The sequence below is a fragment of the Novosphingobium sp. genome (genome assembly GCF_030696665.1).
GTDB lineage: Bacteria > Pseudomonadota > Alphaproteobacteria > Sphingomonadales > Sphingomonadaceae > Novosphingobium.
In genome coordinates, this window is the sequence record NZ_JAUYRV010000052.1 from 38,965 (window position 1) to 61,102 (window position 22,138).

Genomic DNA, 22,138 nt, shown 5'->3' on the forward strand with positions numbered 1-22,138 from the left:
GGCGGATGCCGAGGGCGTACCCAACAGATTACGCAGCGCCAGCGTCTCCGAAATTCCACATGCGTTCGAGGTTGTAGAACGTGCGCACTTCCGGGCGGAACAGGTGGATCACCACGTCCCCTGCATCAACCAGCACCCAATCGGCGGCGGGCAGGCCTTCGATGCGGACGTGGCCAAAGCCGCCGTGCTTGATCCGCTCGGCCAGCTTCTGCGCCATCGTGGCGACTTGGCGAGTCGAGCGGCCAGACGCGATCACCATGTAATCGGCGACGGAGCTTTTGCCTTCGAGCGGGATGGAAACCACTTCCTGCGCCTGATCGTCGTCAAGCGAGAGCAGCACGAGATCGTGCAGCGCGGCAGGGGAGTATGGGGTCTTTTGGGCTGTGTCGGCCTTGGCCGACAGCGGTTGAACGCTGGTCATGTCGCGCGAAATGGCCTCCGTGGCTCAAGAGTCAAGCAATAACGGTTGGAACGCGCAAGAGTTTCGGCGCGCCGCCTGATGGCGGCACCACGCAGAAAGGCTTGCGCAGTCAGGGTTTTCCTCCCCAAACCGGGGCGGATTCGATCCTGCGATGCGTCACTGCATCGCGCAGGCCAGCCGTGGAAATGCGGCTTGCCCAGTGCGGATCAGCAGCACGAATCGCGCTGGCAGACCGTGAATCGGGATCGAAGCGAAGGATGGTCAGCGCCGGAGCGCTCCGCATTGCGCCGGAAACGAACTGTCCGCGCCGCTGACGCCAGCGGCGCAGCCAGGCCGAGGCAGGGCTTGCCAAGGCAGCAGCATCATACCCCGGACGCGCGATCACCGCAATCGGCATCTCACGCGCGATCTGCCGCCAGTGCTTCCACTTGTGGAACTGCGCCAGATTGTCTGCGCCCATGATCCACACGAAGCGCCGCTTGGGATAGCGGCGCTTGATCGCGCGCAACGTGTCGATGGTGAAGCGCGTGCCGAGTTCTCGCTCAATCGCAGTGGCGCGGATCGGCGCGTTGCGGGTCATCGCCTGCGCCGAGGCCAGCCGGGCCGAGAGCGGGGCCATGCCTTCCACCGGTTTCAGCACATTGCCGGGTGAAACCAGCCACCACACTTCGGCTAGCCCCAGTGCATCCCGCGCGAACAGGCTTACCCGGCGATGCCCGCGATGCGCAGGGTTGAAACTGCCGCCGAACAGGCCGGTTAGCGGACCACTCAGGGCCAGATACTCAAGGGCGCACCTGCCCGGAGCCGCGCACCAGCCACTTGTAGGTCGTCAGCCCCTCAAGCGCGACCGGGCCGCGTGCATGCAACCGCCCGGTGGCAATGCCGATTTCCGCGCCAAGGCCAAACTCGCCACCATCGGCAAACTGGCTGGAGGCGTTGTGCATCACGATGGCGCTGTCCACTTCGGTCAGGAAGCGGTCGGCCACGGTCTGATCCTGCGTCACGATTGCATCGGTATGGCCCGATGCGTGGGCGGAGACATGCGCCAGCGCCTCGTCCAGCCCATCGACAATCGCTACGGAAAGAATCGCGTCGAGATACTCGGTATCCCAATCGTTCGCCGCCACAGGAACGATGCGCGGATCGATGGCACGGGCGCGGGCATCGCCGCGCAGTTCGCACCCGGCATCCAGCAGTGGCTCCACCAGCCCGTGCGGATCGGGATAAGTCGCGTCGATCAGCAGCGTTTCCATCGCCCCGCAGATGCCCGTGCGGCGCATCTTGGCGTTGAGCACGATAGCCTTGGCCATCGCCGGATCGGCGGCGGCGTGGACGAACGTATGGTTGATCCCGTCAAGGTGAGCCAGCACCGGCACCCGCGCATCGGCCTGCACCCGCGCAACAAGGCTTTTGCCCCCGCGCGGCACGATCATGTCGATCAGGCCCGCCGCCGCCAGCATCGCCCCCACGGCGGCACGGTCCTGCGTCGGCATAAGCTGCACCGCTTCTGCCGGAACGCCGCCTTCGACCAGCCCTGCTACCAGCGCCTTGTGGATTGCCCGGTTGGAATGGACCGCTTCCGATCCGCCGCGCAGGATCGTGGCATTGCCCGACCGCACGCAAAGCGCGGCGGCGTCTGCCGTCACGTTCGGGCGGCTTTCATAGATAATGCCGATCACGCCCACCGGAATGCGCAGGCGTTGCAGCACCATGCCGTTGGGGCGCGCAGCCTCGGAGATCACCTCGCCCACCGGATCGGCCAGCGAGGCGACCTGCGCCACCGCATCGGCCATTCCGGCAAGGCGTTCTGGCGTCAGCTTCAACCGGTCAAGCATCGCGCCGGTCAGCCCGTTGGCCGCGCCATTGGCCATGTCCTGCGCGTTTGCAGCAAGAATCTCTGCTTCTGCCGCGCGCAATGCAGCGGCGGCAAGCTTCAGCGCATGCTCCTTCGCTGGCGCATCCATCCGCGCCAGAACGCGCTGCGCAGTGCGGGCAGCACGCGCAAGATTCTCGACCATATCGGTCACGGATTCGGCGGAAATTTCAGGCTGCGTAGACATGCCCAGCGCCCTATCACCGAGGGTCGCAATTGTCATCACAGCACACGACTCGACTTGGCCGAAAAGGTCCATGCGTGCCCTGAATCACACTGGTGCAATCGATTCATCCGGGGACTCACACGGTTCAGCGCGGATGGGGGGATTCCGATTCGCCAGCCGGGAACCCAATGGGTAGTGCCCGCGGCGACGGGAAACATAACCAACCAAGCACTACCATCGGGGGTCGCCTGCCAGTGTCATCAGTGAAGCCTGCCCGCTTGCGGATCAGGAATACCACGGCTGCTGCCATCGCGCAGGCACGCGCATGGTTTCCAGAGCGTGAGTTTTTCATGCGCTCGCACGGGCAAGTCCGCTTCATCCGCGTGTCCTCGCGCCTGCAGATGATGGTGGCTGGCGGTATCGCTGCTGCCGTGCTGCTGTGGTTGGGTGCGATGGCTGTCACGCTGGTCTCGCAATTCACCGCTGCCCGCGATCACGCCGCACTGCTTGAACGCGAAGCGGCTATCGCCACTGCCGAGACCCGCATGGACAAGTATCGCGGCGGACTGGAAGGCGTGGCCGATGATCTTAACCGCCGGCAGGACTTCATCGAAAAGGCCATCGAAGGCACACTGGGCGAACTGCCGAAAGACCTTCCGCAGGGCACTGTATCGCACAGCAGCGCCGAAGCGGCCAAAACCGTGCGCAAGATCTCGATGGAACTGCCCGAAGCACGCCGCCTTGCCGAAGCCGAAGCGCGCCAGCTGGCCTTTATCGAACGCCTTACCCGCTTTGCCGATGCCCGCGCCGCGCAGGCTGAAACTGCCATCCGCCGCGTCGGCCTCAACCCCGCCATGCTGCGCGCCGCTGCGCAGGAAGGCACCGGCGGCCCGCTGATCCGCCTGTTCACCGGCGCGGATGACAGCGTCGATCCACGCTTTGCCCGCCTCGGTGCCAGCCTTGAACGCATGGCGGCGCTGCAAAAGGGCCTCGCCCGCATACCCAACACCCTGCCCGCCAGCCTTGAATATATCTCAAGCGGCTTTGGCTATCGCAGCGATCCCTTCACCGGCGGCGCGGCCTTCCACGCCGGTCTTGATTTCCGTGGCCCCATCGGCGCGCCGATCTATTCGGCAGCAGCAGGCACGATCAGCTTTGTCGGGGCCAAGCAGGGCTATGGCAACGTGGTCGAAGTCAGCCACGGCAACGGATTGATGACGCGCTATGCCCATATGTCGCGCACCGGCGCGCAACTGGGCCAGAAGGTCGATGCCGGGGCCGTGATCGGCCAGATCGGCAATACCGGTCGCTCAACCGGTCCCCATCTCCATTTTGAAGTGCGGATCAATGACCGTCCGGTCAATCCGCGCCCGTTCCTTGAGGCAAACAGGCATGTTCAGGAAATCCGCGCCGGAACCGCGCACGACAACGATGAAAAGCACGGGGAGTAACACAGGCATGGCTGCAACATTTTCCGTGCTCGGCGTTGATGTGGCCGTAAAGGGCGATCTTTCCGCCACGGCCGATCTGCACATTGATGGCACTGTCGAAGGCGACATCACCTGCGCATCACTGGTCCAGGGTGAAAAGAGCACTGTCACAGGTGCGATCAAGGCGCAAAACGCACGTCTTTCAGGCACCGTCCACGGATCAATCGAAGCGGGCGAACTGATCATCCTCAAAACCGCACGCATCCACGGCGATGTCAGCTACGATGCGCTTACCATCGAGCAGGGGGCGCAAGTGGATGGCCGCTTTGCGCACCGCGTTGTTGCCAGCGACGAGCCTTCGCTCACGCTGGTGAGCTGAACACACCAAACAAAAACTTGCCGATTCGCCATTCCCGGCTTACATCGGCGAGGTTCAAGGCCGCTCCGCAAGGGGCGGCCCTTATTGTATCCGCTTTTCAGGTCGGGTCCGCGCACTGCTGGACCGTCCTTTCGGGAGATTGTCCGTGAGCAACCAGCCCACGTATCCGCTGATGCCGCACGCCACCGCGTCATGGCTTGTCGACAATACCGCGCTGACGTTTGAGCAGATTTCCGAATTCTGCGGGCTGCACATCCTTGAAGTGCAGGCAATGGCCGATGATCTGGCCGGCCAGAAGTACACCGGCCGCGATCCTTTGCACTCAGGTGAACTGAATCAGGCAGAGATCGACAAGGGTCAGGCCACCCCCGAATACAAGCTCAAGATGCAGCGTGCACCGATCTCGGTCAGCCGCACCAAAGGCCCGCGCTACACCCCGGTATCAAAGCGCCAGGACAAGCCCGATGGCATCGCGTGGATCCTGCGCAACCACCCCGAAGTGTCGGACGCGCAGATTGGCAAGCTGATCGGCACCACCCGCACCACCATCGCCGCGATTCGTGATCGCAGCCACTGGAACATCGCCAACATCAACCCCAAAGACCCCGTCACGCTGGGCCTGTGCTCACAGCGCGAACTCGATGCGCTGGTGGCCAAGGCTGCAAAGAAGGCCGGGATCGAAGACGATGGTCTGGCCGAACAGCGCCTCGGCACTGACCGCGACGCCCTGATCGAGGAACTGCGCGCAGAGCGTACCGCCTCGGTCAAGGCCGCATCGGAAGCCGCGCAGGAAGCCGAAGCCGCCGCATGGCTAGCCGCCCGCCGCGCCGAGGGTATCTCGGACAGCTGAGCTTTGGCGAAGCGCTGATTTGAATGGGCCGCCCTTGCAAAGGGGCGGCCTTTTTCGTTGGCTGGGCGCAAATACCCACCCCGCTGCGACTAACTTCACTGCGTTCAGTAAGTCTCGCGGCCCTCCCGCCTGCGGGAGGGCAAACCACCGCTATCTCTCCCCCCCTCCCGCAAGCGGGAGGGGGGCTAACCTTCCCCCTCCCGCAAGCGGGAGGGGCTGGGGGTGGGCATCGTGCGCAGCACGATCAAACAGCCAGCATGATCTTCCCCACATGCGCACCCTGCTCCATCCGCACGTGCGCTGCCGCCGCCTCGGCCAGCGGGAACGTCTGATCCATGATCGGGCGCAATTCGCCCGTCGCCACCAAGGGCCAGACCGTCTCGCGAATCTCCGATGCCAGCGCCGCTTTGAACGCCTTTGAACGTGGCCGCAGCGTCGATCCGGTCAGCGTCAGCCGCCGCCGCATGACTTCGGCCATGTTGATTTCGGCCTTGAGGCCACCCTGCACAGCAATGGTCACATGCCGCCCATCATCGGCAAGGCACTTGATATTGCGCGCTACGTAGTCTCCGGCGACCATGTCGAGCACCATATCGACGCCGCGGCCGTCGGTGATTCGCGCCACTTCGGCCACAAAATCGCTCACCTTGTAATCAATTGCGTGGGCCGCGCCGATTTTCAGCGCCTGCGCACACTTGTCTGGTCCGCCCGCTGTGACAATCACGGTCACGCCAAACAACTTGCCCAGCAGAATCGCCATTGATCCAATGCCGCTGGTGCCGCCGTGGACGAGGATCGTCTCTTCTGGTGCGGTCATTCCGCGTTCAAACACATTGTGCCACACGGTGAACAGCGTTTCGGGAATGGCGGCAGCTTCTGCCATCGAAAGCCCTGTCGGCACCTGCAGGCACTGCGCAGCTTCGGCAATGCAATATTGCGCATAGCCGCCGCCCGCTACCAGCGCGCACACCATCGTACCGGTAAATGGCCAGGTCACGCCCTCGCCCATCGCAACGATCTGCCCGGAAACTTCCAGTCCCGGCAGCGGCGAAGCGTCGGGCGGCGGCGGATAAAAGCCCTGCCGCTGGATCACGTCAGGCCGGTTTACGCCAGCGAACGCCACTTTGATCAGCACCTGTCCTGGTCCCGGCTGCGGCACTGCCACCGTTTCAGGGCGCAGCACTTCCGGCCCACCCGGCGTATCCCATCCGATCGCGGTCATCGTTGCCGGTAAGCCGGTCATTTAGAAGCCCCTGTAGTCCCGAATACCAATTAGCGCTTGGGTTAGCCACGCAGGGCGTTGACAGCAAGGCATTGCAGCGCACAAAGTGGCCCTCAATGGACCTTGATGAGCGCCCTCGCCCGAAAGGGGATCTGGCCAGCCAACTGGCAACCGAAGCGCTCGACCCCTATTCGCATGACGAGCTGAACGAACGTATCGGCCTGCTCGAACTGGAGATCATGCGCACTGTCGCCCATCGCGACAAGGCCAGCGCGCACCGCGCCGCTGCCGAAGCGCTGTTTGGCAAGCCGCCACCTTCAGGCAGCGATAGATGAGATTGGCCGCCCTTCCTTTTGCCGAAGGGCGTTCCCATATCGCAAGATATACCGATGCCTTTGGGGCATCTGGTTTCACCCTCACACGTGGTTTAGCCTCGGTTAATAACGCGTGTGCACTCTTCCTTTCAGGGAACCCATTGGCGCCAGCCAGAAAGTAGCCGCAACATGCCCAGTTTCGCCCAGAGCCTTGAGAAGACGCTGCACACCGCGCTCGCAAATGCGTCAGAGCGCAGCCACGAGTATGCGACTCTTGAGCATCTCCTGCTGGCCCTCATCGATGATGCGGACGCGGCGCAGGTCATGCAGGCCTGTGGCGTGGACCTTGGCGATCTGGGTGATGTGGTGCGCCAGTACCTCGATCAGGAATACCAGTCGCTGAAAACGCAGGAAAAGGCTGATCCCCAGCCCACCGCCGGGTTCCAGAGGGTGATCCAGCGCGCCATCCTTCACGTGCAGTCCTCGGGCAAGGACACCGTGACAGGGGCCAACGTGCTGGTGGCACTGTTCTCAGAACGCGACAGCTATGCGGTCTATTTCCTGCAGCAGCAGGACATGAGCCGTTTGGACGCGGTCAGCTTCATCAGCCACGGCATCGGCAAGGGTGGCCGTCAGGTGGAAGGCCGCAACCCCAAAGGCGCTGAAGAAGAAGCACCCAAGCAGCAGGAAGAAAAGTCCGATTCGAAGAGCCAGAAGAAGGAAACTGCGCTCGACCAGTTCACCGTCAATCTCAATGAGAAGGCGCTGACCGGAAAGATCGATCCGCTGATCGGGCGTGGCCCCGAAGTGGACCGCACCATCCAGATCCTGTGCCGCCGTTCGAAGAACAACCCGCTTTACGTGGGCGACCCCGGCGTGGGCAAGACGGCGATTGCCGAAGGTCTTGCACGCAAGATCGTTGAAGGCGACGTGCCCGAAGTGCTGGCCGAAGCAGTGATCTATTCGCTCGACATGGGCAGCCTGCTGGCCGGAACCCGCTATCGTGGTGACTTTGAAGAGCGCCTCAAGCAGGTCGTCTCCGAGCTGGAAAAGATGCCGCACGCGGTGCTGTTCATCGATGAAATCCACACCGTGATCGGTGCCGGTGCCACCAGCGGCGGCGCGATGGATGCGTCGAACCTGCTGAAGCCTGCGCTTTCGGGCGGGACGATCCGTTGCATCGGATCGACCACCTACAAGGAGTTCCGCAACCACTTCGAAAAGGACCGCGCCCTGCTGCGCCGGTTCCAGAAGATCGATGTGAACGAGCCGACCATCGAGGATACCATCAAGATCCTGCGCGGGCTGCGCACGGCATTCGAAGACCATCACAAGGTCAAGTACACGCCCGATGCGATCAAGACCGCGGTCGAACTGTCGGCTCGCTACATCAATGACCGCAAGTTGCCCGACAAGGCGATCGACGTGATCGACGAAGTGGGCGCGATGCAGATGCTGGTGCCGCCTTCAAAGCGCAAGAAGACCATCACCGCGCGCGAGATCGAGCAGGTCATCGCCACGATGGCGCGCATCCCGCCCAAATCGGTGTCGAGCGACGACAAGAAGGTGCTGGAGCATCTCGACCGCGATCTGAAGCGTCTGGTGTTCGGTCAGGACAAGGCCATCGAGGTGCTGTCCAGCGCCATGAAGCTCAGCCGCGCAGGTCTGCGCGATGCGGACAAGCCCATCGGCTCGTTCCTGTTCAGCGGCCCCACCGGCGTCGGCAAGACCGAAGTGGCCCGCAGCCTTGCCCAGATCATGGGCATCCCGCTGCAGCGCTTCGACATGTCCGAATACATGGAGCGGCATTCGGTTTCGCGCCTGATCGGTGCGCCTCCGGGCTACGTCGGCTTCGATCAGGGCGGTCTGCTTACCGATGCGATCGATCAGCAGCCGCACTGCGTCCTGCTGCTCGACGAGATCGAGAAGGCCCACCCCGATCTGTTCAACATCCTGCTGCAGGTGATGGACAACGGACGCCTGACCGACCACCACGGCAAGACGGTGGACTTCCGCAACGTGGTCCTGATCATGACCACCAATGCGGGCGCATCGGACATGGCGCGTCAGGGCATCGGCTTTGGCGACGTGTCGAAGGCCGACGCGGGCGATGAAGCGGTGAAGAAGATGTTCACCCCCGAATTCCGCAACCGCCTCGATGCAATCGTGCCGTTCAGCTACCTGCCGACCGAAGTTGTCAGCCGCGTGGTCGACAAGTTCATCCTGCAGCTCGAACTCCAACTGGCCGATCAGAACGTCCACATCCAGTTCGATGCCGATGCACGCAGCTGGCTGGCCAAGAAGGGCTATGACAAGCTCTATGGCGCAAGGCCGATGGCCCGCCTGATTCAAGAGAAGGTCAAGAAGCCGCTGGCCGAAGAACTGCTGTTCGGCAAACTGGCCAATGGCGGCGAAGTCCACGTCAGCCTCAAGGAAGACGCGCTCTCCTTTGAGCTGACTCCGGCGGCGCCGAAGCTGGTCAAGAAGAAGGCGAAAAAGGGCAAGGCCGGTTCCACCGCCACGGAAGAGCCAAGCGCCGACGAAGCCGAATAAGCTTCGGCTTGCTGGCAAAGATCAAGGCCTGCCCCTCGGGGCGGGCCTTTTTCTTGCGCCAAAGTTGCGCCGCGAAGGCTTCACGGCACGAAGGGCACTGGAACCCAAAGGCCGGACCGTCCATTTCATGACGATGGCCTCACCCTTCTCCTGGCTCAAACCCGAACCCTTCGGCCTCCACGTCGTCCCCGCCGACGCGTGGATCGACCCGGCGCGCGCGGTGGATACGGCGCTGGTCACCCACGGCCACGCCGATCACGCGCGCGGCGGCCACGGCCTGACCGTCGCCACGCCCGAAACGCTGGCGATCATGGCGTTGCGCTATGGCGTAGTCGAAACCGGTTCGACGCCCGTGGCCTATGGTGAAACGGTGACGCTGAAAGGCGGCGTGAAAGCCACCTACATCCCCGCAGGCCATGTCCTCGGCTCAGCCCAGATTCTGCTCGAACACGCGGGCGAGCGGGTGATCGTGACGGGCGATTACAAGCGCCGCGCCGATCCCACATGCCAACCATTTCAGGTCACCCCCTGCGACGTCTTCGTCACCGAGGCGACGTTCGGCCTTCCCGTCTTCCGCCATCCACCGATTGCCGATGAAATGGCCAAACTCCTCGCCGCGCGCCAGAACGAGCAGGGCCGCTGCGTCCTCGTCGGCGCATACGCCTTGGGCAAGGCACAGCGGGTGATTGCCGAACTGCGCGCGGCGGGCTTTACCGACACGATCTGGCTCCACGGCGCGATGGAGCGCATGTGCCGTCTGTACGAAGACCACGGCGTCGATCTGGGCGACCTGCAACCCGTCGCCGGCGTGCCCAAGGCCGCGCTGGCCAACAGCATCGTCATCTGCCCGCCCTCTGCCTTGAACGACCGCTGGAGCCGCCGCCTGCCCGATCCGGTCACCGCCATGGCGTCGGGCTGGATGCGCGTGCGCCAGCGTGCCCGCCAGCGCGGCGTCGAACTGCCGCTGATCATCTCGGACCACGCCGACTGGGACGAACTGACCCAGACTATCACCCAAGTGAACCCCACTGAGACCTGGGTCACCCACGGCCGCGAGGAAGCGCTGCTGCGCTGGTGCGAACTCACCCAGCGCAAGGCCCGCGCGCTGGCGCTGGTCGGCTATGAGGACGAGGACGACTGATGGAGCGCTTCGCCGCCCTGCTCGACGCGCTCGTCCTCACCCCATCGCGCAATGCCAAACTGGCGCTGCTGGCGGATCACCTGCGCGAGACGCCCGACCCCGACCGGGGCTGGGCGCTCGCCGCGCTTACCGACGGCCTCGACTTCCCTGCCGTGAAGGCCAGCCTGATCCGCAGCCTGATGGCCGAGCGGGTCGATCCGGTGCTGTGGACATTGAGCCGCGATTACGTGGGCGATACGGCCGAGACCGCCAGCCTGCTGTGGCCCGAACCACTCGGACAGCGCTTCCCCGCCCCCACTGTGGCCGAAGTCGTCGCCACCCTCCACGCCACCACCCGCACTACTGCGCCCACCATTCTGGCCGACCTGCTTGACCGTCTTGACGTCAACGGTCGCTATGCTTTGCTGAAGCTTGCGACCGGTGCCATGCGCATCGGCATCTCCGCGAGGCTTGCCAAAGTCGCCTTCGCGCAGGCCTTCAGCGTCAGCGTGGAGGATGTGGAGGAGTACTGGCACGGCCAGTCCCCGCCTTACACCCCCCTGTTCGATTGGGCGGCGAATGGCGCGCCCCCGCCCCGCACCGATCTGCTCCCGCTATTCCGCCCCTTCATGCTCGCCCACCCGCTCGAAGCCGAATCGCTGGACCTCAGCGAATATGCCGCCGAGTGGAAGTGGGACGGCATCCGCGTGCAGATCGTCCATGTCGCAGGAGAAACCCGCGTCTACTCCCGCAGCGGCGATGACATTTCCGCCACTTTCCCCGAAGTCACCGCCGCGCTCACCACCCCTTGCGTTCTGGACGGCGAGTTGCTGGTGCGCGGCGCGCATCAGGGCGGCGAAACCGGCGGCGCGGCCAGCTTCAACGCGCTGCAGCAGCGCCTTGGCCGCAAGACCGTGTCGAAGGCGATGCTGGCCGAATCCCCCGCTTTCGTCCGCCTTTACGACCTGCTGATCGAGGACAAGGAAGACTTGCGCGAATGGGCATGGGAGCAGCGCCGCCCACGATTGGAAGCGCTCGTCCCGCGTCTTGACGCCACCCGTTTCGACATATCGCAGGTCATCCCCGCCAAGGACTTCGACGACCTGGCAGAAATCCGCAGCCGCGCGCGCGATGAGGCCATCGAGGGTGTCATGCTCAAACGCCGCGATTCGCCCTATGTCGCAGGCCGCCGCACTGGTCTTTGGTACAAATGGAAGCGCGATCCGCTGCTGATCGATTGCGTGCTGATGTATGCCCAGCGCGGCAGCGGAAAGCGCTCGTCCTTCTATTCCGATTTCACCTTCGGCTGCTGGAATGGTGATCCCGATGCGGGCGCGGAGCTGCTACCGGTCGGCAAAGCCTATTTCGGCTTCACCGATGAAGAGCTGAAATTCCTCGACCGCCATGTCCGGCAGCACACCGTCGGCAAGTTCGGCCCGGTGCGCGAAACCGACAAGTCGCTGGTGTTCGAAGTCGCATTCGATTCGGTCCATACCAGCAAGCGCCACAAATCGGGCGTCGCCATGCGCTTCCCCCGCATCAGCCGCATTCGCACCGACAAGCCCGCGCACGAGGCCGACCGGCTCGATGCGCTGAAGGCGTTGATTGCGGATTAAAGCGCTGACGCCAACTCACCCCCGCTCATGCTGAGCGGGGGCCGGGTCGGAACCTCGGCTGACAATCCCCGTTGTGCGGTAAACAACGGGGAGAGAACGATAATGCACAGCATCCTGCTTGCCGTGCCTGCTGTGGCCTTGGGAAAACTGGCTTGGGTTTCACTGCGCACCGGCAAAGAATGGACGCGCTATCGCCAATGGGATGCCGTGGCCACCAACCTTGCGCTTGGTGCAGTGTTTGGCGGCATGGCGGCAAGTCTCGCGGCAAAGGCGCTTCCGACCAGCGATTGACGCCGGTCAATGTCGCTTGGCGCAAATCACGGCACAGCCAAGGCTCCCGATTCCCAGCCGGAGCAAACCCTTGGCCACGCAAGCGCAAGCAGCAGCCCCTTATGACCGCATCGGCGGCAGCGACGTGCTGCGCCGCATAACAGACCGCTTCTATGACCTGATGGACAGCGACCCGGCCTACAAGGCCCTGCGCGCGATGCACGCGGCAGACCTTGCCCCTATGCGCGAATCCTTGCCGGGATTCCTTGCCGGTTGGTGCGGCGGCCCGCGCCAGTGGTTTGAGGCGAACCCCGGCAAGTGCATGATGTCGATGCACAAACCCTTCCCGATAACCCGCAAGACCGCTGATCAATGGGCCGATTGCATGGCGTGCGCGATTGCCGATGCGGCACCTGACGATCGCGAAATTGCCGACGCCATGACGGACGTTCTGGCGCGCATGGCCAAAGGCATGGCGCGGGACTGAAACGCGCACTAGGCTGCGTGCATGATCCAGTACGATCGCCCGCGCCGCCTGTTCGCCATCGCACTTGCCGCAATGGCCGGGTTCATCGACGCAGTGGGGTTTCTCTCGGCGGACGGTTATTTCGTCTCGTTCATGTCGGGCAATTCCACGCGGCTCGGCGTCTCTCTCGGCACAGATCCCGCGCGTGCAGCCATGCCCGCCGTTTTGATTGCAGGATTTCTGGGCGGCGTGACCTTAGGCGCGCTGCTGTCGCGCTGGGCAGGCACCTTGCGCAAGCCGGTGGTGCTGGCGTTTGTGGCGCTCATGCTGGTGGCTGCGGCATCGGGACGTGTGCTGGGCCTGCCCGTGCTGATGCTGGGCGGCATGGTGATGGCGATGGGCGCACTCAACAACACCTTTCAGCGCGGCGGGGAGGTCAGCGTCGGCCTCACCTATATGACGGGCGCGCTGGTCAAACTCGGCCAAGGCCTTGCCAACGCCCTCACTGGCCAGCCGAACAGCGGGTGGACTTCCTGGGCGAGCCTGTGGGGCGGATTGCTCGCAGGCGCGGTGTTGGGCGCTTTCCTTCAGGACCGTCTGCCGATGGGCTGCCTGTGGCTGGCCGCCGCCTATTGCGTCGGCATGGTCGCCGTCGCGTTCAGACTTCCGTCTGATGTCAGTCTTGGGGAATCCTGAACAGCTTTTCACGAGAAGTTGCGCCGCGCAACATTTCGACCTTCGAGGGGGCCACCCCGAGCGCCTGCGCCAGCAATGCCAGCACCGCCGCGCTGGCCTTGCCATCTTCGGGCTTGGTGCGGACTTTCACCAGCACCCGGCCATCGACGATCTCCACACCCTCGCTACGCGCGCCCGGTGTTACGCGCACTGCGAGCCGCCCCTCACCATCGGCCAGTGCCAACAGCGCCGCGGCAGCGGGCAGATCAGCCTTCGGTCGTGCCAAGAACCGCCGCCTTGTGCGCCTGCCCATTGTGGACGTAGTGCTGCACCCCGCGCTGCATATCGATCAGCGCCGCGTCGGTAAGGTCGCGCATATAGGCTGCCGGGCGCCCTCCCCACAGTTGCCGCGCGCCGATGCGCTTGCCCCCGGTCAGCATCGCGCCCGCCGCCAGCATCCCGTCGCTCTCGATCACCGCACCGCTCATCACGATGGCACCAAGCCCCACGAAACCGCGATCCTCGATCACACAGCCATGCACCATCGCCAGATGGCCGATCAGCACATCTTCGCCGATGATCGTGGGAAAGCCATCGGGCTTGCCCGGCGCGGGGCTGTCGACATGGATCACGCTGCCATCCTGCACATTGCTGCGCGCGCCGATGCGGATGTGGTTCACATCGCCGCGCAGCACGCAATTGTACCAGATCGAAACTTCCGGCCCGATCTCCACATCACCGATGATCCGGCACCCCGGCGCGATGAAGGCCGATTCGTGAATGCGTGGGGTCTTGCCGTTCAGGGTGATGATCGAAACGTCGGGACGCATGCTCATGCCCCCATCAAACGCGCAGCATGGGCCGCGTGATAGGTCAGCACACCTGAACAGCCCGCGCGTTTGAACGCCAGCAGGGTTTCCAGCACCATCGCGTCACGGTCAGCCGCGCCCACCGCCACCGCCGCCTCGATCATCGCGTATTCGCCGCTTACCTGATAGGCGAAGACGGGCACGCCGAAGGCCTGCTTCACGCGCACTGCAATGTCGAGATAGGGCAGCCCCGGCTTCACCATCACGCTGTCCGCGCCTTCGGTCAGGTCCATCTCCACCTCGCGCAGCGCTTCCTCGGCATTGCCGGGGTCCATCTGGTAGGTCTTCTTGTTGCCCTTCAGCAAGCCGCTGGAGCCCACAGCATCGCGGAACGGGCCATAGAACGCCGAGGCATATTTCGCCGCATAGGACATGATCTGAACATTGGCGTGGCCAGCATCCTCCAGCGCCTCGCGGATCGCGCCGATGCGGCCGTCCATCATGTCGGAGGGGGCGATCACGTCTGCGCCAGCTGCGGCCTGATTCAGGCTCTGACCGACCAGCACTTCAACCGTCGCATCGTTCAGGACATAGCCCGCGTTATCGATCAACCCGTCCTGCCCGTGGCTGGTGTAGGGATCGAGCGCCACATCGGTCAGCACGCCGATATCGTCCCCGCAGGCGTCCTTGATGGCGCGGATGGCGCGGCACATCAGGTTGTCGGGGTTGAGCGCTTCTTCACCGTTTTCGCTGCGGCGGTCGGGCTGGGTGTTGGGGAATAGCGCGAGGCAGGGAATGCCCAGCGCGACCGCTTCCTTTGCGCGCGCCACGATCCCATCCACCGACCAGCGCGATACGCCGGGAAGCGACGCGATCGGATCCTCCACGCCTTGCCCTTCGGTCACGAACAACGGCCAGATCAGATCGGCGGGCGTGACAAGCACTTCGCGGTGCAGGGCGCGGCTCCATGCAGTGGCACGGGTGCGGCGCAGGCGAGTCAGGGGATAGCTGGACATGGGATCAAGGCCTAGCGAACCGGCCTAGCGGCTGCAATCACCGTATCGTGTTCGCCCGGATCGCGGTTACTTGCGCCAGCTTCGCTTTGAACGCGGCCAGTTGCGCAGGGTCCACCGTGGCGCGCTGCGTGATCGATGTCATCGACAGCGGGTTCACCGTGCGGCCATTGCGGTACATCTCGTAATGCAGGTGCGGGCCGGTGGAGAGGCCGGTGGAGCCGACATAGCCGATCACCTGCCCCCGCCGCACGCTCATGCCTGACGACACTGCGATGCGGCTCATGTGCGCATATCCGGTGCCGATACCGCCGCCGTGGTCGAGCCGCACGTAATTGCCGTGCCCGCCGTGCCATCCGGCAATGCTCACCCGGCCATCTGTTGCGGCATAGATCGGCGCGCCAAAGCCTGCGCCAAAATCCACGCCTGCATGCATCCGCACATAACCAAGGATCGGATGGCGGCGCGCGCCGAAGTTTGAAGTGATGCGTCCATTGACCGGGGCGCCAAGGAAGCCCGTGGTTTCCTGCGATCCCTCCGCCATGCCCTGCGGCGAATAGAACGCGTCGTCCTTGCCCCAGCGCAGCAATTGCAGCACCGGCTTGTTCGCGCGGACCACTCCCGCATAGATCAGGTCGCCCGCCTGCTGCTCACCACTGGCGGCGCGGCGGTTGGCGAAGACGAGGTCGAATTCATCGCCCGGTGCGATTTCCTCGAATGCCATGTGTTCGTCGATCGTGCGTAGATAGTCCTGCACCGCAGACGGCGGCGCACCGGCGGCGCGGGCCGAGCGGTAGAGGCTCCCCCCCACGATTCCGCGAATGCGCAGCGGTGCGGTATCCACCGCGATGGCGTTGGTGGCGAGTGCCAACCCACCGCCGCTGCGTTTCACGTGAAGCGCAAGGTCGAAGCGGGGGCGGAAGGTCAGTTCCTCCAGCGGACGCGGCTGCGACGGCGACGAGCGCGCTCCGAGGCGGATGGCGAAGCGGGTGCCGGGCGGGATAGTGCCCGGCTTGATTTGTCCGCCAACCAGATCAAGCACTTGCACGATATCGCTGCTGGCCAGCCCTGCGCGCTGCAGCATGCGCGGAAAACCATCGCCCGCACCCAGCGTGGCGGTAAGATCAATGCTCGGCCGCTCCGGCGCGGCGGCAAGCGGGATCACGGCTTGGGTGGCGGTCATGCGGCGGCCATTGTCTGCGCCGAGGCTCAGAGGGCGGATTCCCTGCACGCGGAATTCATCGATGGACGATTCGTCGAGCGCGGTGAGCGGTGCGGCCTGAAGCGGGGCGAAGTTTGGCCACATCAGGACGGCGGCCGCACCAAGGGCGAGCATGGTGCCAAAGCCGCGAAACCAGCGCGCGCTGCCGATGTCTTCGGCAAGGTCGGGTGCGAGGTCTTTTGCGGCGCACCAGCGTTCAATTGCGGCAGTTATGGTGCGTGTAGGTGCGCCTAGGTGCATCTTGGTGCTGTTCAGGATTGCATCGGTTTGCGGCGCAGGAGGCGGCGCGGTGCGCAGGCCGAAGCCGCTCCCCCCACTCACCCCGGCGCTCGTCCCAGCGAACGCCATCATCTGATCACGCGGTGTAAACACGTCCCGTCCTGTAACCACTTCGTCACCGGACTGCACGTTCAAGGTTAATGTTCGGTGAAATCGCGCTACCTCAAGGGTGTGGCAGGACCATTACGGCGCGGCTATGCTGCACCGAAACAGGGGGCATCAGCTTGAGCGGGACCGAAACACTTGGCGGCATGGCCGAAGCGCTGGCTGCGGCGCGCGCAGTGGAGCCGACGGCGGGGGACCACGTTGCAGGGGGCCACACCCACGAATCGGCCTGCCTCAACTGCGGCACCGCGCTGGTCGGCAGCCACTGCCATGCCTGCGGACAGGCGGCGCATGTCCATCGCACACTGGGCGCATTCTTCCACGATCTGCTGCACGGCGTGTTCCACTTCGAAGGCAAGATCTGGCGGACGCTGCCGTTGCTGGCGCTTCAACCGGGGAAGCTGACGCGCGAATATATCGACGGGCGGCGCGCCAGCTATGTCTCGCCCATCGCATTATTCCTGTTCTGCGTGTTCCTGATGTTCACCACGATCAATTCGCTGGGCAGCAGCTTCATGCCAACAGCTTCGACCACGGTGGATGCCATCGCACAGCAGCAGCGTGAGGATCTGAAAGCGCTTGAGGCGAGGAAGGCCACAGCCAAAGACCCGGGCGAGAAGGCTGAAATCGAAGGCGATATCGCCGACGCCAAGGCCAGCATCGAGGGGCTGGAAAAGCTCGACACGAACGACCTCAACTTCAATCTGGGCGATGACAACACGGATATCGAAGGGCTGAAATCATCGCCGCTGATCTATGAGGCGGTGAAGATCTGGCGCGATAATCCCAGCCTCGCGCTCTACAAGGTGCAGACTTACAGCTATAAATTGAGCTGGGCGCTGATCCCCATTTCGGTGCCGTTCCTGTGGCTGCTGTTCCCGTTCAGCCGCCGCTTCGGGCTTTATGACCACACCGTATTCGTCACGTATTCCTTGTGTTTCATGACCTTGCTGGCAGTGGTCACCATGCTGGCCGCAACGCTTAATGCGCCTTGGCTAGGCGTGTTTGGCCTGTTGCCGCCGCTGCACATGCTGGTGCAATTGCGCGGGACATATGCGCTTTCGTGGTTCGGTGCGTGGTGGCGGACATGGTTTTTGAGCATGTTCGCGTTCACCGCGCTGATGCTGTTTGCGACACTGATATTGGTTGAGGCTGGGGGCTGAGGTTTCGCGCCAAGACTGCCCGCCCCGCTGCGACCAACTTCACTTCGTTCAGTAAGTCTCGCGGCCCTCCCGCCTGCGGGGCGAAACGTGACGGGAACGACAAAGGGCGGAGGTTGCCCCCCGCCCTTCGCTTAACCCAAATGCAGATCAGGCCGGTTGCGGGCTGGCCGTGCCACCAAACTTCTTCCCTGCGCGGGGCACAGCGGACCCTTGCGCCGTGACTGGTCGTGCAGGGCCGCTGGGCGGTTGCGGGCGGTCCAGCTTGCCGTTTTCGAGCAGATCCTTGATCTCGTCGCCGGTCAGCGTCTCGTATTCGAGCAGGGCCTGAGCGAGGAGATGCAGCTTGTCTTCGTTGGTCTTGAGGATGTCCGTTGCGCGGGCGTGAGCGCCATCGACGAGGCCACGGATTTCACTGTCGATCAGCTTGTTGGTCTCGTCCGAAGCGAACAGGCGCGCAGAGCCGCCCATGCCGAGATAGCCTTCCTGCTGGTCTTCATACTGCAGCGGCCCCAGCTTTTCAGACATGCCCCACTTGGTGATCATCGAGCGCGCCAGCGACGTGGCGTACTGGATGTCGGACGACGCGCCTGACGACACCTTGTCATGCCCGAAGATCAGCTCTTCAGCCACACGCCCGCCCATCGAGACCGAGAGGTTCGCGTGCATCTTGTCGCGGTGGTAGGAATAGCTGTCGCGTTCTGGCAGGCGCATGACCATGCCCAGCGCGCGGCCGCGCGGGATGATCGTGGCCTTGTGGATCGGATCGGACGCGGGTTCCTTGACCGAGACGATGGCATGGCCCGCCTCGTGATAGGCGGTCATCTTCTTCTCATCGTCGGTCATGACCATCGAGCGGCGCTCTGCGCCCATCATGACCTTGTCCTTGGCGTCCTCAAACTCCTGCATGGCGACAAGGCGCTTGTTGCGGCGCGCGGCCAGCAGGGCAGCTTCGTTCACGAGGTTCGCAAGGTCAGCGCCCGAAAAGCCCGGCGTGCCGCGTGCAATGGTGCGCGGGTTCACGTCTGGCGCCAAAGGCACTTTCTTCATGTGAACCGAGAGGATCTTTTCACGGCCTTCGATGTCCGGGATCGGCACCACGACCTGACGGTCAAAGCGGCCCGGACGCAGCAGCGCGGGATCGAGCACATCGGGGCGGTTGGTGGCCGCGATGATGATGATGCCTTCGTTGGCTTCGAAGCCATCCATTTCCACCAGAAGCTGGTTCAGCGTCTGTTCGCGCTCATCATTCGAATTGCCGAGGCCGTGGCCGCGATGGCGACCGACAGCGTCGATTTCGTCGATGAAGACGATGCATGGCGCATTCTTCTTGGCCTGTTCGAACATGTCACGCACGCGGCTTGCGCCCACGCCGACGAACATTTCAACGAAGTCCGAACCGGAGATGGTGAAGAACGGCACGCCTGCTTCACCAGCGATGGCGCGGGCCAGCAGCGTCTTGCCGGTGCCAGGCGAACCGACCAGCAGCGCACCCTTGGGAATCTGGCCGCCGAGTTTGGAAAAGCGCGAGGGATCACGCAGGAATTCAACGATTTCTTCCAGCTCTTCGCGTGCTTCATCGATACCGGCGACGTCATCGAACGTGACCTTGCCCGAGCGTTCGGTCAGCAGCTTGGCCTTCGATTTGCCAAAGCCCATTGCGCCCGAACCGCCGCCCTTCTGCACCTGGCGCAGCGCGAAGAACGCTACGCCGAGGATCAGCAGGAAAGGAAGCGAATTGGCGATGATCCACATCAGCATGTTGGGCTGTTCAGCCGCCTTGCCCGCATACTGCACGCTGTTGTCCTGCAACAGGCGCGGCAAATCGGAATCTCCGGGGACGGGGACTGTGGTGAACTGGCCACCGTTCTTGAGCGTGCCGGTAATGCGATCGGGTGCGATCTCTACCGAGCGGACGCTGCCTTCGGCCACCTGGCTGCGGAAAGCGGAATAGGGAATCGTCGTCGTGTTCTGATCGACGCGCGAGCCGAACATCGAGACCACGAGCAGGAGGGCAAGGAAGATGCCACCCCAGACAAGGAGGCTCTTGATCCACGGGTTACCCTGAGGTTGATCGTCGTTCATCGAAGGTCTTTCCGCATTCGCCAAAGCGGCGCTGTCCCGTTCAATGTAGGGCTGACCGGGTAAATCGCAATATAACGCGATTATGGTTTTTCAACGACCTGCCCTGAAGGCGGATCAGGCTTTATTGTTTCGCCTTGGCGCACGGGTGAAACGCCACGGCGCGCGGCGGGCATCCGCCTTGATTCCGCCGAGCGTGGCGACGCCTCCGCTGCGCAGAGTCGCGAGCCAACGGGCGAGGTCTGGTCCGCGCGGGACACCGCTGCCGGAAGCGGCGAGAATGCGTTCAAGCACACGCAATGCGATGACCGGCGGCAGGCTTGGTGCAGGGTTCCACGTGAAACCCTCATCGGCGTCTTTCACGTCAGACCAAAGCTGATCGACCGCCCATTCGAGCGCATGATCTGCTTCGGCCAAATGCGTCGCGCTGGCGGAAAAGCCATTGGGCGCGAAGGCATCAGATGACGTCAAGGCGGCGCGAATCCGCACCCGCTCGAAAGCCGCATCGCGGTTGGATGGGTCATGTGCGGCGGTGAGTCCGGCCGATTCCACCACCGCAGTCAGATCTGCCCGCCGCCAGCCCAGCAGCGGACGGAGTAGTGGCAAGTCGGGAGTTTCCGGGACGGTTGCGCGTGGACGCATTCCAGCAAGACCGCGCAGACCAGCTCCGCGATTGAGGCGCATGATGATGGTTTCGGCCTGATCGTCGGCATGGTGGGCGGTGACCAAGGCGGCAAGGTGGTTGTCCGCACACCATTGCCCCAGCGCGCCATAGCGGGCGATGCGGGCGCGTTCCTGCACGGCGCTGCCTTTGGCCAGCGCAAGCGTGAGCGTATCGTGGGGAATACCGCGCGCCGCACAGAGCGCGGCGACCATCGCGGCCTCAGCTGCGGCTTCGGGGCGCAATCCGTGATCGACCGTGGCGACGGCAAAGTTGCGCGGCGCAACTTCGTGGAACAGCAGCAGCAGGGCGAGACTGTCTGGCCCGCCGGAGACAGCGAGGCCAACTTTGTCGGGCGGAGCGACCGCCGCCCACTGCGCGGCGAAACGCGCAGCAGCAGCGGTCAGCGTATTCCCGAGGCCATTACTTGCACTTCACCGAAGCGCGAGCGGCATCATACTGGGTTTTCAGGCGGCCGATGGTTTCTTCAGGATAGGTGGCGGCCATTTCTGCAAAGGCACCGCAGGCTTTCTCGGTGTCCTTCAGCTTGACCATCGCGTTGCCGAGATAGAGCAGGCTGTCAGGCGCGCGCAGGCCCTTCTTGTCGGCCAGATAGTTCTGCAGGAAGAACTGCGCGGCGGTGCCGGGCTTGCCATCATCAAGCCATGCACGGCCAAGCAGGTTGCGGCCGTGGCTGATCAGCTTGTGCTTGGGATAGCGGTCCACGAAGATCTGCAATTGCTGCTGCGCTTCGGGATAGAACTTCGCTTCCCACAGGCGGAAGCCGTACATGTACTCGTTCTCGCCAGCATCGGCGGTGGTGGGCTTTTCAATCGCCTGTACGGCGGCAACACGCGCAGCCGCCGGTGTGGCGGGCTTGGCCGCAGCAGGCTTGGCAACGACGGGTGTTACAGCGGCGGGCGTTGCGGGCTTGGGCGTGGTGACCGGTGTGGCCGTGACTGGCGCGGCTGTGCCGGTTGGCGCAACTGCAACGTCAGGCGCGGCGGCGGCTTCAAGCTTTGCCAGACGCTCTTCCACCTTGGCCGAGCGGTTCTGCCCTTCTTCGATCTGCGCGGTCAGCCGTGTGATCTGCGCTTCCATCGCATCCATCCGTGCGAGAATGTCGCTGACGGCAGACGCGGCGGGCGTCCCGGTGATGGCGGTTGGCGTCTGCCCCGGCGTGATTTCGGGAACGAAGGTCTTGCCCGCGCCATCGGGGAAAACCTTGCGCTGGAGCGCGCGCAGTTCCGCCTCGATCCGGCGCAAGCGGGCTTCGGCATCGGCCTGCGTTGTGGACGACGATTGCGCAAATACAGGAGCCGCGACCGGAGCCGCTATACCGAGAAGGAGCGCGGTAAGCGGCAGGGTGCCGCGAAGTTTGAAAGTCATCGTCATTCCCGTTTCACCGGCCCGTTGCCAAGGCGCACACGATCCCTGCGCGCGCCCACTGGC

The 22,138-nt window shown here is 63.8% G+C and carries 22 protein-coding genes; 11 read left to right on the forward strand and 11 right to left on the reverse strand.

Going from position 1 to position 22,138, the window contains the following annotated elements:
• Nucleotides 1-28 precede the first annotated feature (28 nt).
• The 3 genes from rsfS to Q8R81_RS16550 all read right to left on the reverse strand — a co-directional run bounded on the left by rsfS (nt 29) and on the right by Q8R81_RS16550 (nt 2,481).
• On the reverse strand, nt 29-421 hold the full coding sequence (rsfS, locus tag Q8R81_RS16540) for a ribosome silencing factor (RefSeq protein ID WP_305619623.1): 393 nt from the start codon (nt 419-421) through the stop codon (nt 29-31).
• A gap of 109 nt (nt 422-530) precedes the next feature.
• The gene (locus Q8R81_RS16545; protein WP_305619810.1) at nt 531-1,199 is read right to left on the reverse strand and encodes a nicotinate-nucleotide adenylyltransferase; all 669 of its coding nucleotides are present in this window, start codon (nt 1,197-1,199) and stop codon (nt 531-533) included.
• Nucleotides 1,200-1,203: 4 nt separating this feature from the next.
• Nucleotides 1,204-2,481: a glutamate-5-semialdehyde dehydrogenase gene (locus Q8R81_RS16550; RefSeq protein ID WP_305619624.1), complete on the reverse strand. Its 1,278-nt coding sequence runs from the start codon at nt 2,479-2,481 to the stop codon at nt 1,204-1,206.
• Between the two features lie 242 nt (nt 2,482-2,723).
• On the opposite strand from Q8R81_RS16550, the gene Q8R81_RS16555 reads away from it, so the two are divergent.
• The 3 genes from Q8R81_RS16555 to Q8R81_RS16565 all read left to right on the forward strand — a co-directional run bounded on the left by Q8R81_RS16555 (nt 2,724) and on the right by Q8R81_RS16565 (nt 5,119).
• Nucleotides 2,724-3,911, forward strand: coding sequence for a M23 family metallopeptidase (locus Q8R81_RS16555; protein ID WP_305619625.1), 1,188 nt, complete (start codon nt 2,724-2,726; stop codon nt 3,909-3,911).
• Between the two features lie 7 nt (nt 3,912-3,918).
• Entirely contained in the window at nt 3,919-4,269 is a 351-nt protein-coding gene (locus Q8R81_RS16560) for a polymer-forming cytoskeletal protein (protein WP_305619626.1), read from the forward strand.
• A 145-nt stretch (nt 4,270-4,414) separates the two neighbouring features.
• Nucleotides 4,415-5,119 (forward strand): DUF1013 domain-containing protein, encoded by a 705-nt coding sequence (locus tag Q8R81_RS16565; protein WP_305619627.1) that lies wholly within the window; start codon nt 4,415-4,417, stop codon nt 5,117-5,119.
• A 244-nt stretch (nt 5,120-5,363) separates the two neighbouring features.
• Here the strand turns inward: Q8R81_RS16565 and Q8R81_RS16570 are convergent, their stop codons facing one another.
• Nucleotides 5,364-6,362 carry an NAD(P)H-quinone oxidoreductase gene (locus Q8R81_RS16570; protein ID WP_305619628.1) on the reverse strand — a complete coding sequence of 333 codons (999 nt, stop codon included), beginning with the start codon at nt 6,360-6,362 and terminating at the stop codon, nt 5,364-5,366.
• A 95-nt stretch (nt 6,363-6,457) separates the two neighbouring features.
• On the opposite strand from Q8R81_RS16570, the gene Q8R81_RS16575 reads away from it, so the two are divergent.
• The 7 genes from Q8R81_RS16575 to Q8R81_RS16605 all read left to right on the forward strand — a co-directional run bounded on the left by Q8R81_RS16575 (nt 6,458) and on the right by Q8R81_RS16605 (nt 13,376).
• Nucleotides 6,458-6,676, forward strand: coding sequence for a DUF1192 family protein (locus tag Q8R81_RS16575; RefSeq protein ID WP_305619629.1), 219 nt, complete (start codon nt 6,458-6,460; stop codon nt 6,674-6,676).
• A 168-nt stretch (nt 6,677-6,844) separates the two neighbouring features.
• Complete coding sequence (clpA, locus tag Q8R81_RS16580; RefSeq protein ID WP_305619630.1) at nt 6,845-9,208, forward strand: ATP-dependent Clp protease ATP-binding subunit ClpA; 2,364 nt, start codon at nt 6,845-6,847, stop codon at nt 9,206-9,208.
• Between the two features lie 133 nt (nt 9,209-9,341).
• On the forward strand, nt 9,342-10,349 hold the full coding sequence (locus tag Q8R81_RS16585; RefSeq protein WP_305619811.1) for a ligase-associated DNA damage response exonuclease: 1,008 nt from the start codon (nt 9,342-9,344) through the stop codon (nt 10,347-10,349).
• Nucleotides 10,349-11,944, forward strand: coding sequence for a cisplatin damage response ATP-dependent DNA ligase (locus tag Q8R81_RS16590; protein WP_305619631.1), 1,596 nt, complete (start codon nt 10,349-10,351; stop codon nt 11,942-11,944). The genes Q8R81_RS16585 and Q8R81_RS16590 overlap by 1 nt, the downstream gene beginning before the upstream one ends.
• A gap of 102 nt (nt 11,945-12,046) precedes the next feature.
• A complete protein-coding gene (locus Q8R81_RS16595; RefSeq protein WP_305619632.1) occupies nt 12,047-12,235 on the forward strand; it encodes a hypothetical protein in 189 nt (62 codons plus the stop codon).
• Nucleotides 12,236-12,305: 70 nt separating this feature from the next.
• A complete protein-coding gene (locus Q8R81_RS16600; RefSeq protein ID WP_305619633.1) occupies nt 12,306-12,701 on the forward strand; it encodes a group II truncated hemoglobin in 396 nt (131 codons plus the stop codon).
• A gap of 21 nt (nt 12,702-12,722) precedes the next feature.
• Complete coding sequence (locus Q8R81_RS16605) at nt 12,723-13,376, forward strand: YoaK family protein (protein ID WP_305619634.1); 654 nt, start codon at nt 12,723-12,725, stop codon at nt 13,374-13,376.
• On the opposite strand, the gene Q8R81_RS16610 is transcribed toward Q8R81_RS16605, so the two are convergent.
• From Q8R81_RS16610 to Q8R81_RS16625, 4 genes are read right to left on the reverse strand one after another with little or no spacing between them, the layout of a single operon-like run.
• Nucleotides 13,357-13,641: a DUF167 family protein gene (locus Q8R81_RS16610; RefSeq protein ID WP_305619635.1), complete on the reverse strand. Its 285-nt coding sequence runs from the start codon at nt 13,639-13,641 to the stop codon at nt 13,357-13,359. The genes Q8R81_RS16605 and Q8R81_RS16610 overlap by 20 nt on opposite strands.
• Entirely contained in the window at nt 13,622-14,191 is a 570-nt protein-coding gene (locus tag Q8R81_RS16615; protein WP_305619636.1) for a gamma carbonic anhydrase family protein, read from the reverse strand. The genes Q8R81_RS16610 and Q8R81_RS16615 overlap by 20 nt, the downstream gene beginning before the upstream one ends.
• Nucleotides 14,188-15,180 carry a porphobilinogen synthase gene (hemB, locus tag Q8R81_RS16620; RefSeq protein ID WP_305619637.1) on the reverse strand — a complete coding sequence of 331 codons (993 nt, stop codon included), beginning with the start codon at nt 15,178-15,180 and terminating at the stop codon, nt 14,188-14,190. Before hemB ends, Q8R81_RS16615 begins: the two co-directional genes overlap by 4 nt.
• Nucleotides 15,181-15,217: 37 nt before the next feature.
• On the reverse strand, nt 15,218-16,807 hold the full coding sequence (locus Q8R81_RS16625; RefSeq protein ID WP_305619638.1) for a M23 family metallopeptidase: 1,590 nt from the start codon (nt 16,805-16,807) through the stop codon (nt 15,218-15,220).
• A gap of 95 nt (nt 16,808-16,902) precedes the next feature.
• Here Q8R81_RS16625 and Q8R81_RS16630 point away from each other — a divergent pair, with 95 nt between their 5' ends.
• A complete protein-coding gene (locus Q8R81_RS16630; RefSeq protein ID WP_305619639.1) occupies nt 16,903-17,946 on the forward strand; it encodes a DUF3667 domain-containing protein in 1,044 nt (347 codons plus the stop codon).
• Between the two features lie 147 nt (nt 17,947-18,093).
• Here Q8R81_RS16630 and ftsH read toward each other — a convergent pair whose 3' ends face one another.
• From ftsH to Q8R81_RS16645, 3 genes are all read right to left on the reverse strand, one after another.
• The gene (gene ftsH / locus Q8R81_RS16635) at nt 18,094-20,028 is read right to left on the reverse strand and encodes an ATP-dependent zinc metalloprotease FtsH (RefSeq protein WP_305619640.1); all 1,935 of its coding nucleotides are present in this window, start codon (nt 20,026-20,028) and stop codon (nt 18,094-18,096) included.
• Between the two features lie 114 nt (nt 20,029-20,142).
• Nucleotides 20,143-21,093 (reverse strand): tRNA lysidine(34) synthetase TilS, encoded by a 951-nt coding sequence (tilS, locus tag Q8R81_RS16640; protein WP_305619812.1) that lies wholly within the window; start codon nt 21,091-21,093, stop codon nt 20,143-20,145.
• A 16-nt stretch (nt 21,094-21,109) separates the two neighbouring features.
• Nucleotides 21,110-22,075 (reverse strand): tetratricopeptide repeat protein, encoded by a 966-nt coding sequence (locus Q8R81_RS16645; protein ID WP_305619641.1) that lies wholly within the window; start codon nt 22,073-22,075, stop codon nt 21,110-21,112.
• Nucleotides 22,076-22,138: the final 63 nt, after the last annotated feature.

Excerpts from the sequence above, each read along its gene's own strand:
- rsfS (WP_305619623.1), bottom strand. The coding sequence starts at position 421 with ATGACCAGCGTTCAACCGCTGTCGGCCAAGGCCGACACAGCCCAAAAG.
- hemB (WP_305619637.1), bottom strand. The coding sequence starts at position 15,180 with ATGTCCAGCTATCCCCTGACTCGCCTGCGCCGCACCCGTGCCACTGCA.
- Q8R81_RS16605 (WP_305619634.1), top strand. The coding sequence starts at position 12,723 with ATGATCCAGTACGATCGCCCGCGCCGCCTGTTCGCCATCGCACTTGCC.
- clpA (WP_305619630.1), top strand. The coding sequence starts at position 6,845 with ATGCCCAGTTTCGCCCAGAGCCTTGAGAAGACGCTGCACACCGCGCTC.
- Q8R81_RS16570 (WP_305619628.1), bottom strand. The coding sequence starts at position 6,362 with ATGACCGGCTTACCGGCAACGATGACCGCGATCGGATGGGATACGCCG.
- Q8R81_RS16645 (WP_305619641.1), bottom strand. The coding sequence starts at position 22,075 with ATGACTTTCAAACTTCGCGGCACCCTGCCGCTTACCGCGCTCCTTCTC.
- Q8R81_RS16585 (WP_305619811.1), top strand. The coding sequence starts at position 9,342 with ATGGCCTCACCCTTCTCCTGGCTCAAACCCGAACCCTTCGGCCTCCAC.
- Q8R81_RS16590 (WP_305619631.1), top strand. The coding sequence starts at position 10,349 with ATGGAGCGCTTCGCCGCCCTGCTCGACGCGCTCGTCCTCACCCCATCG.
- ftsH (WP_305619640.1), bottom strand. The coding sequence starts at position 20,028 with ATGAACGACGATCAACCTCAGGGTAACCCGTGGATCAAGAGCCTCCTT.
- Q8R81_RS16595 (WP_305619632.1), top strand. The coding sequence starts at position 12,047 with ATGCACAGCATCCTGCTTGCCGTGCCTGCTGTGGCCTTGGGAAAACTG.
- Q8R81_RS16575 (WP_305619629.1), top strand. The coding sequence starts at position 6,458 with ATGGACCTTGATGAGCGCCCTCGCCCGAAAGGGGATCTGGCCAGCCAA.
- Q8R81_RS16560 (WP_305619626.1), top strand. The coding sequence starts at position 3,919 with ATGGCTGCAACATTTTCCGTGCTCGGCGTTGATGTGGCCGTAAAGGGC.
- Q8R81_RS16550 (WP_305619624.1), bottom strand. The coding sequence starts at position 2,481 with ATGTCTACGCAGCCTGAAATTTCCGCCGAATCCGTGACCGATATGGTC.
- Q8R81_RS16615 (WP_305619636.1), bottom strand. The coding sequence starts at position 14,191 with ATGAGCATGCGTCCCGACGTTTCGATCATCACCCTGAACGGCAAGACC.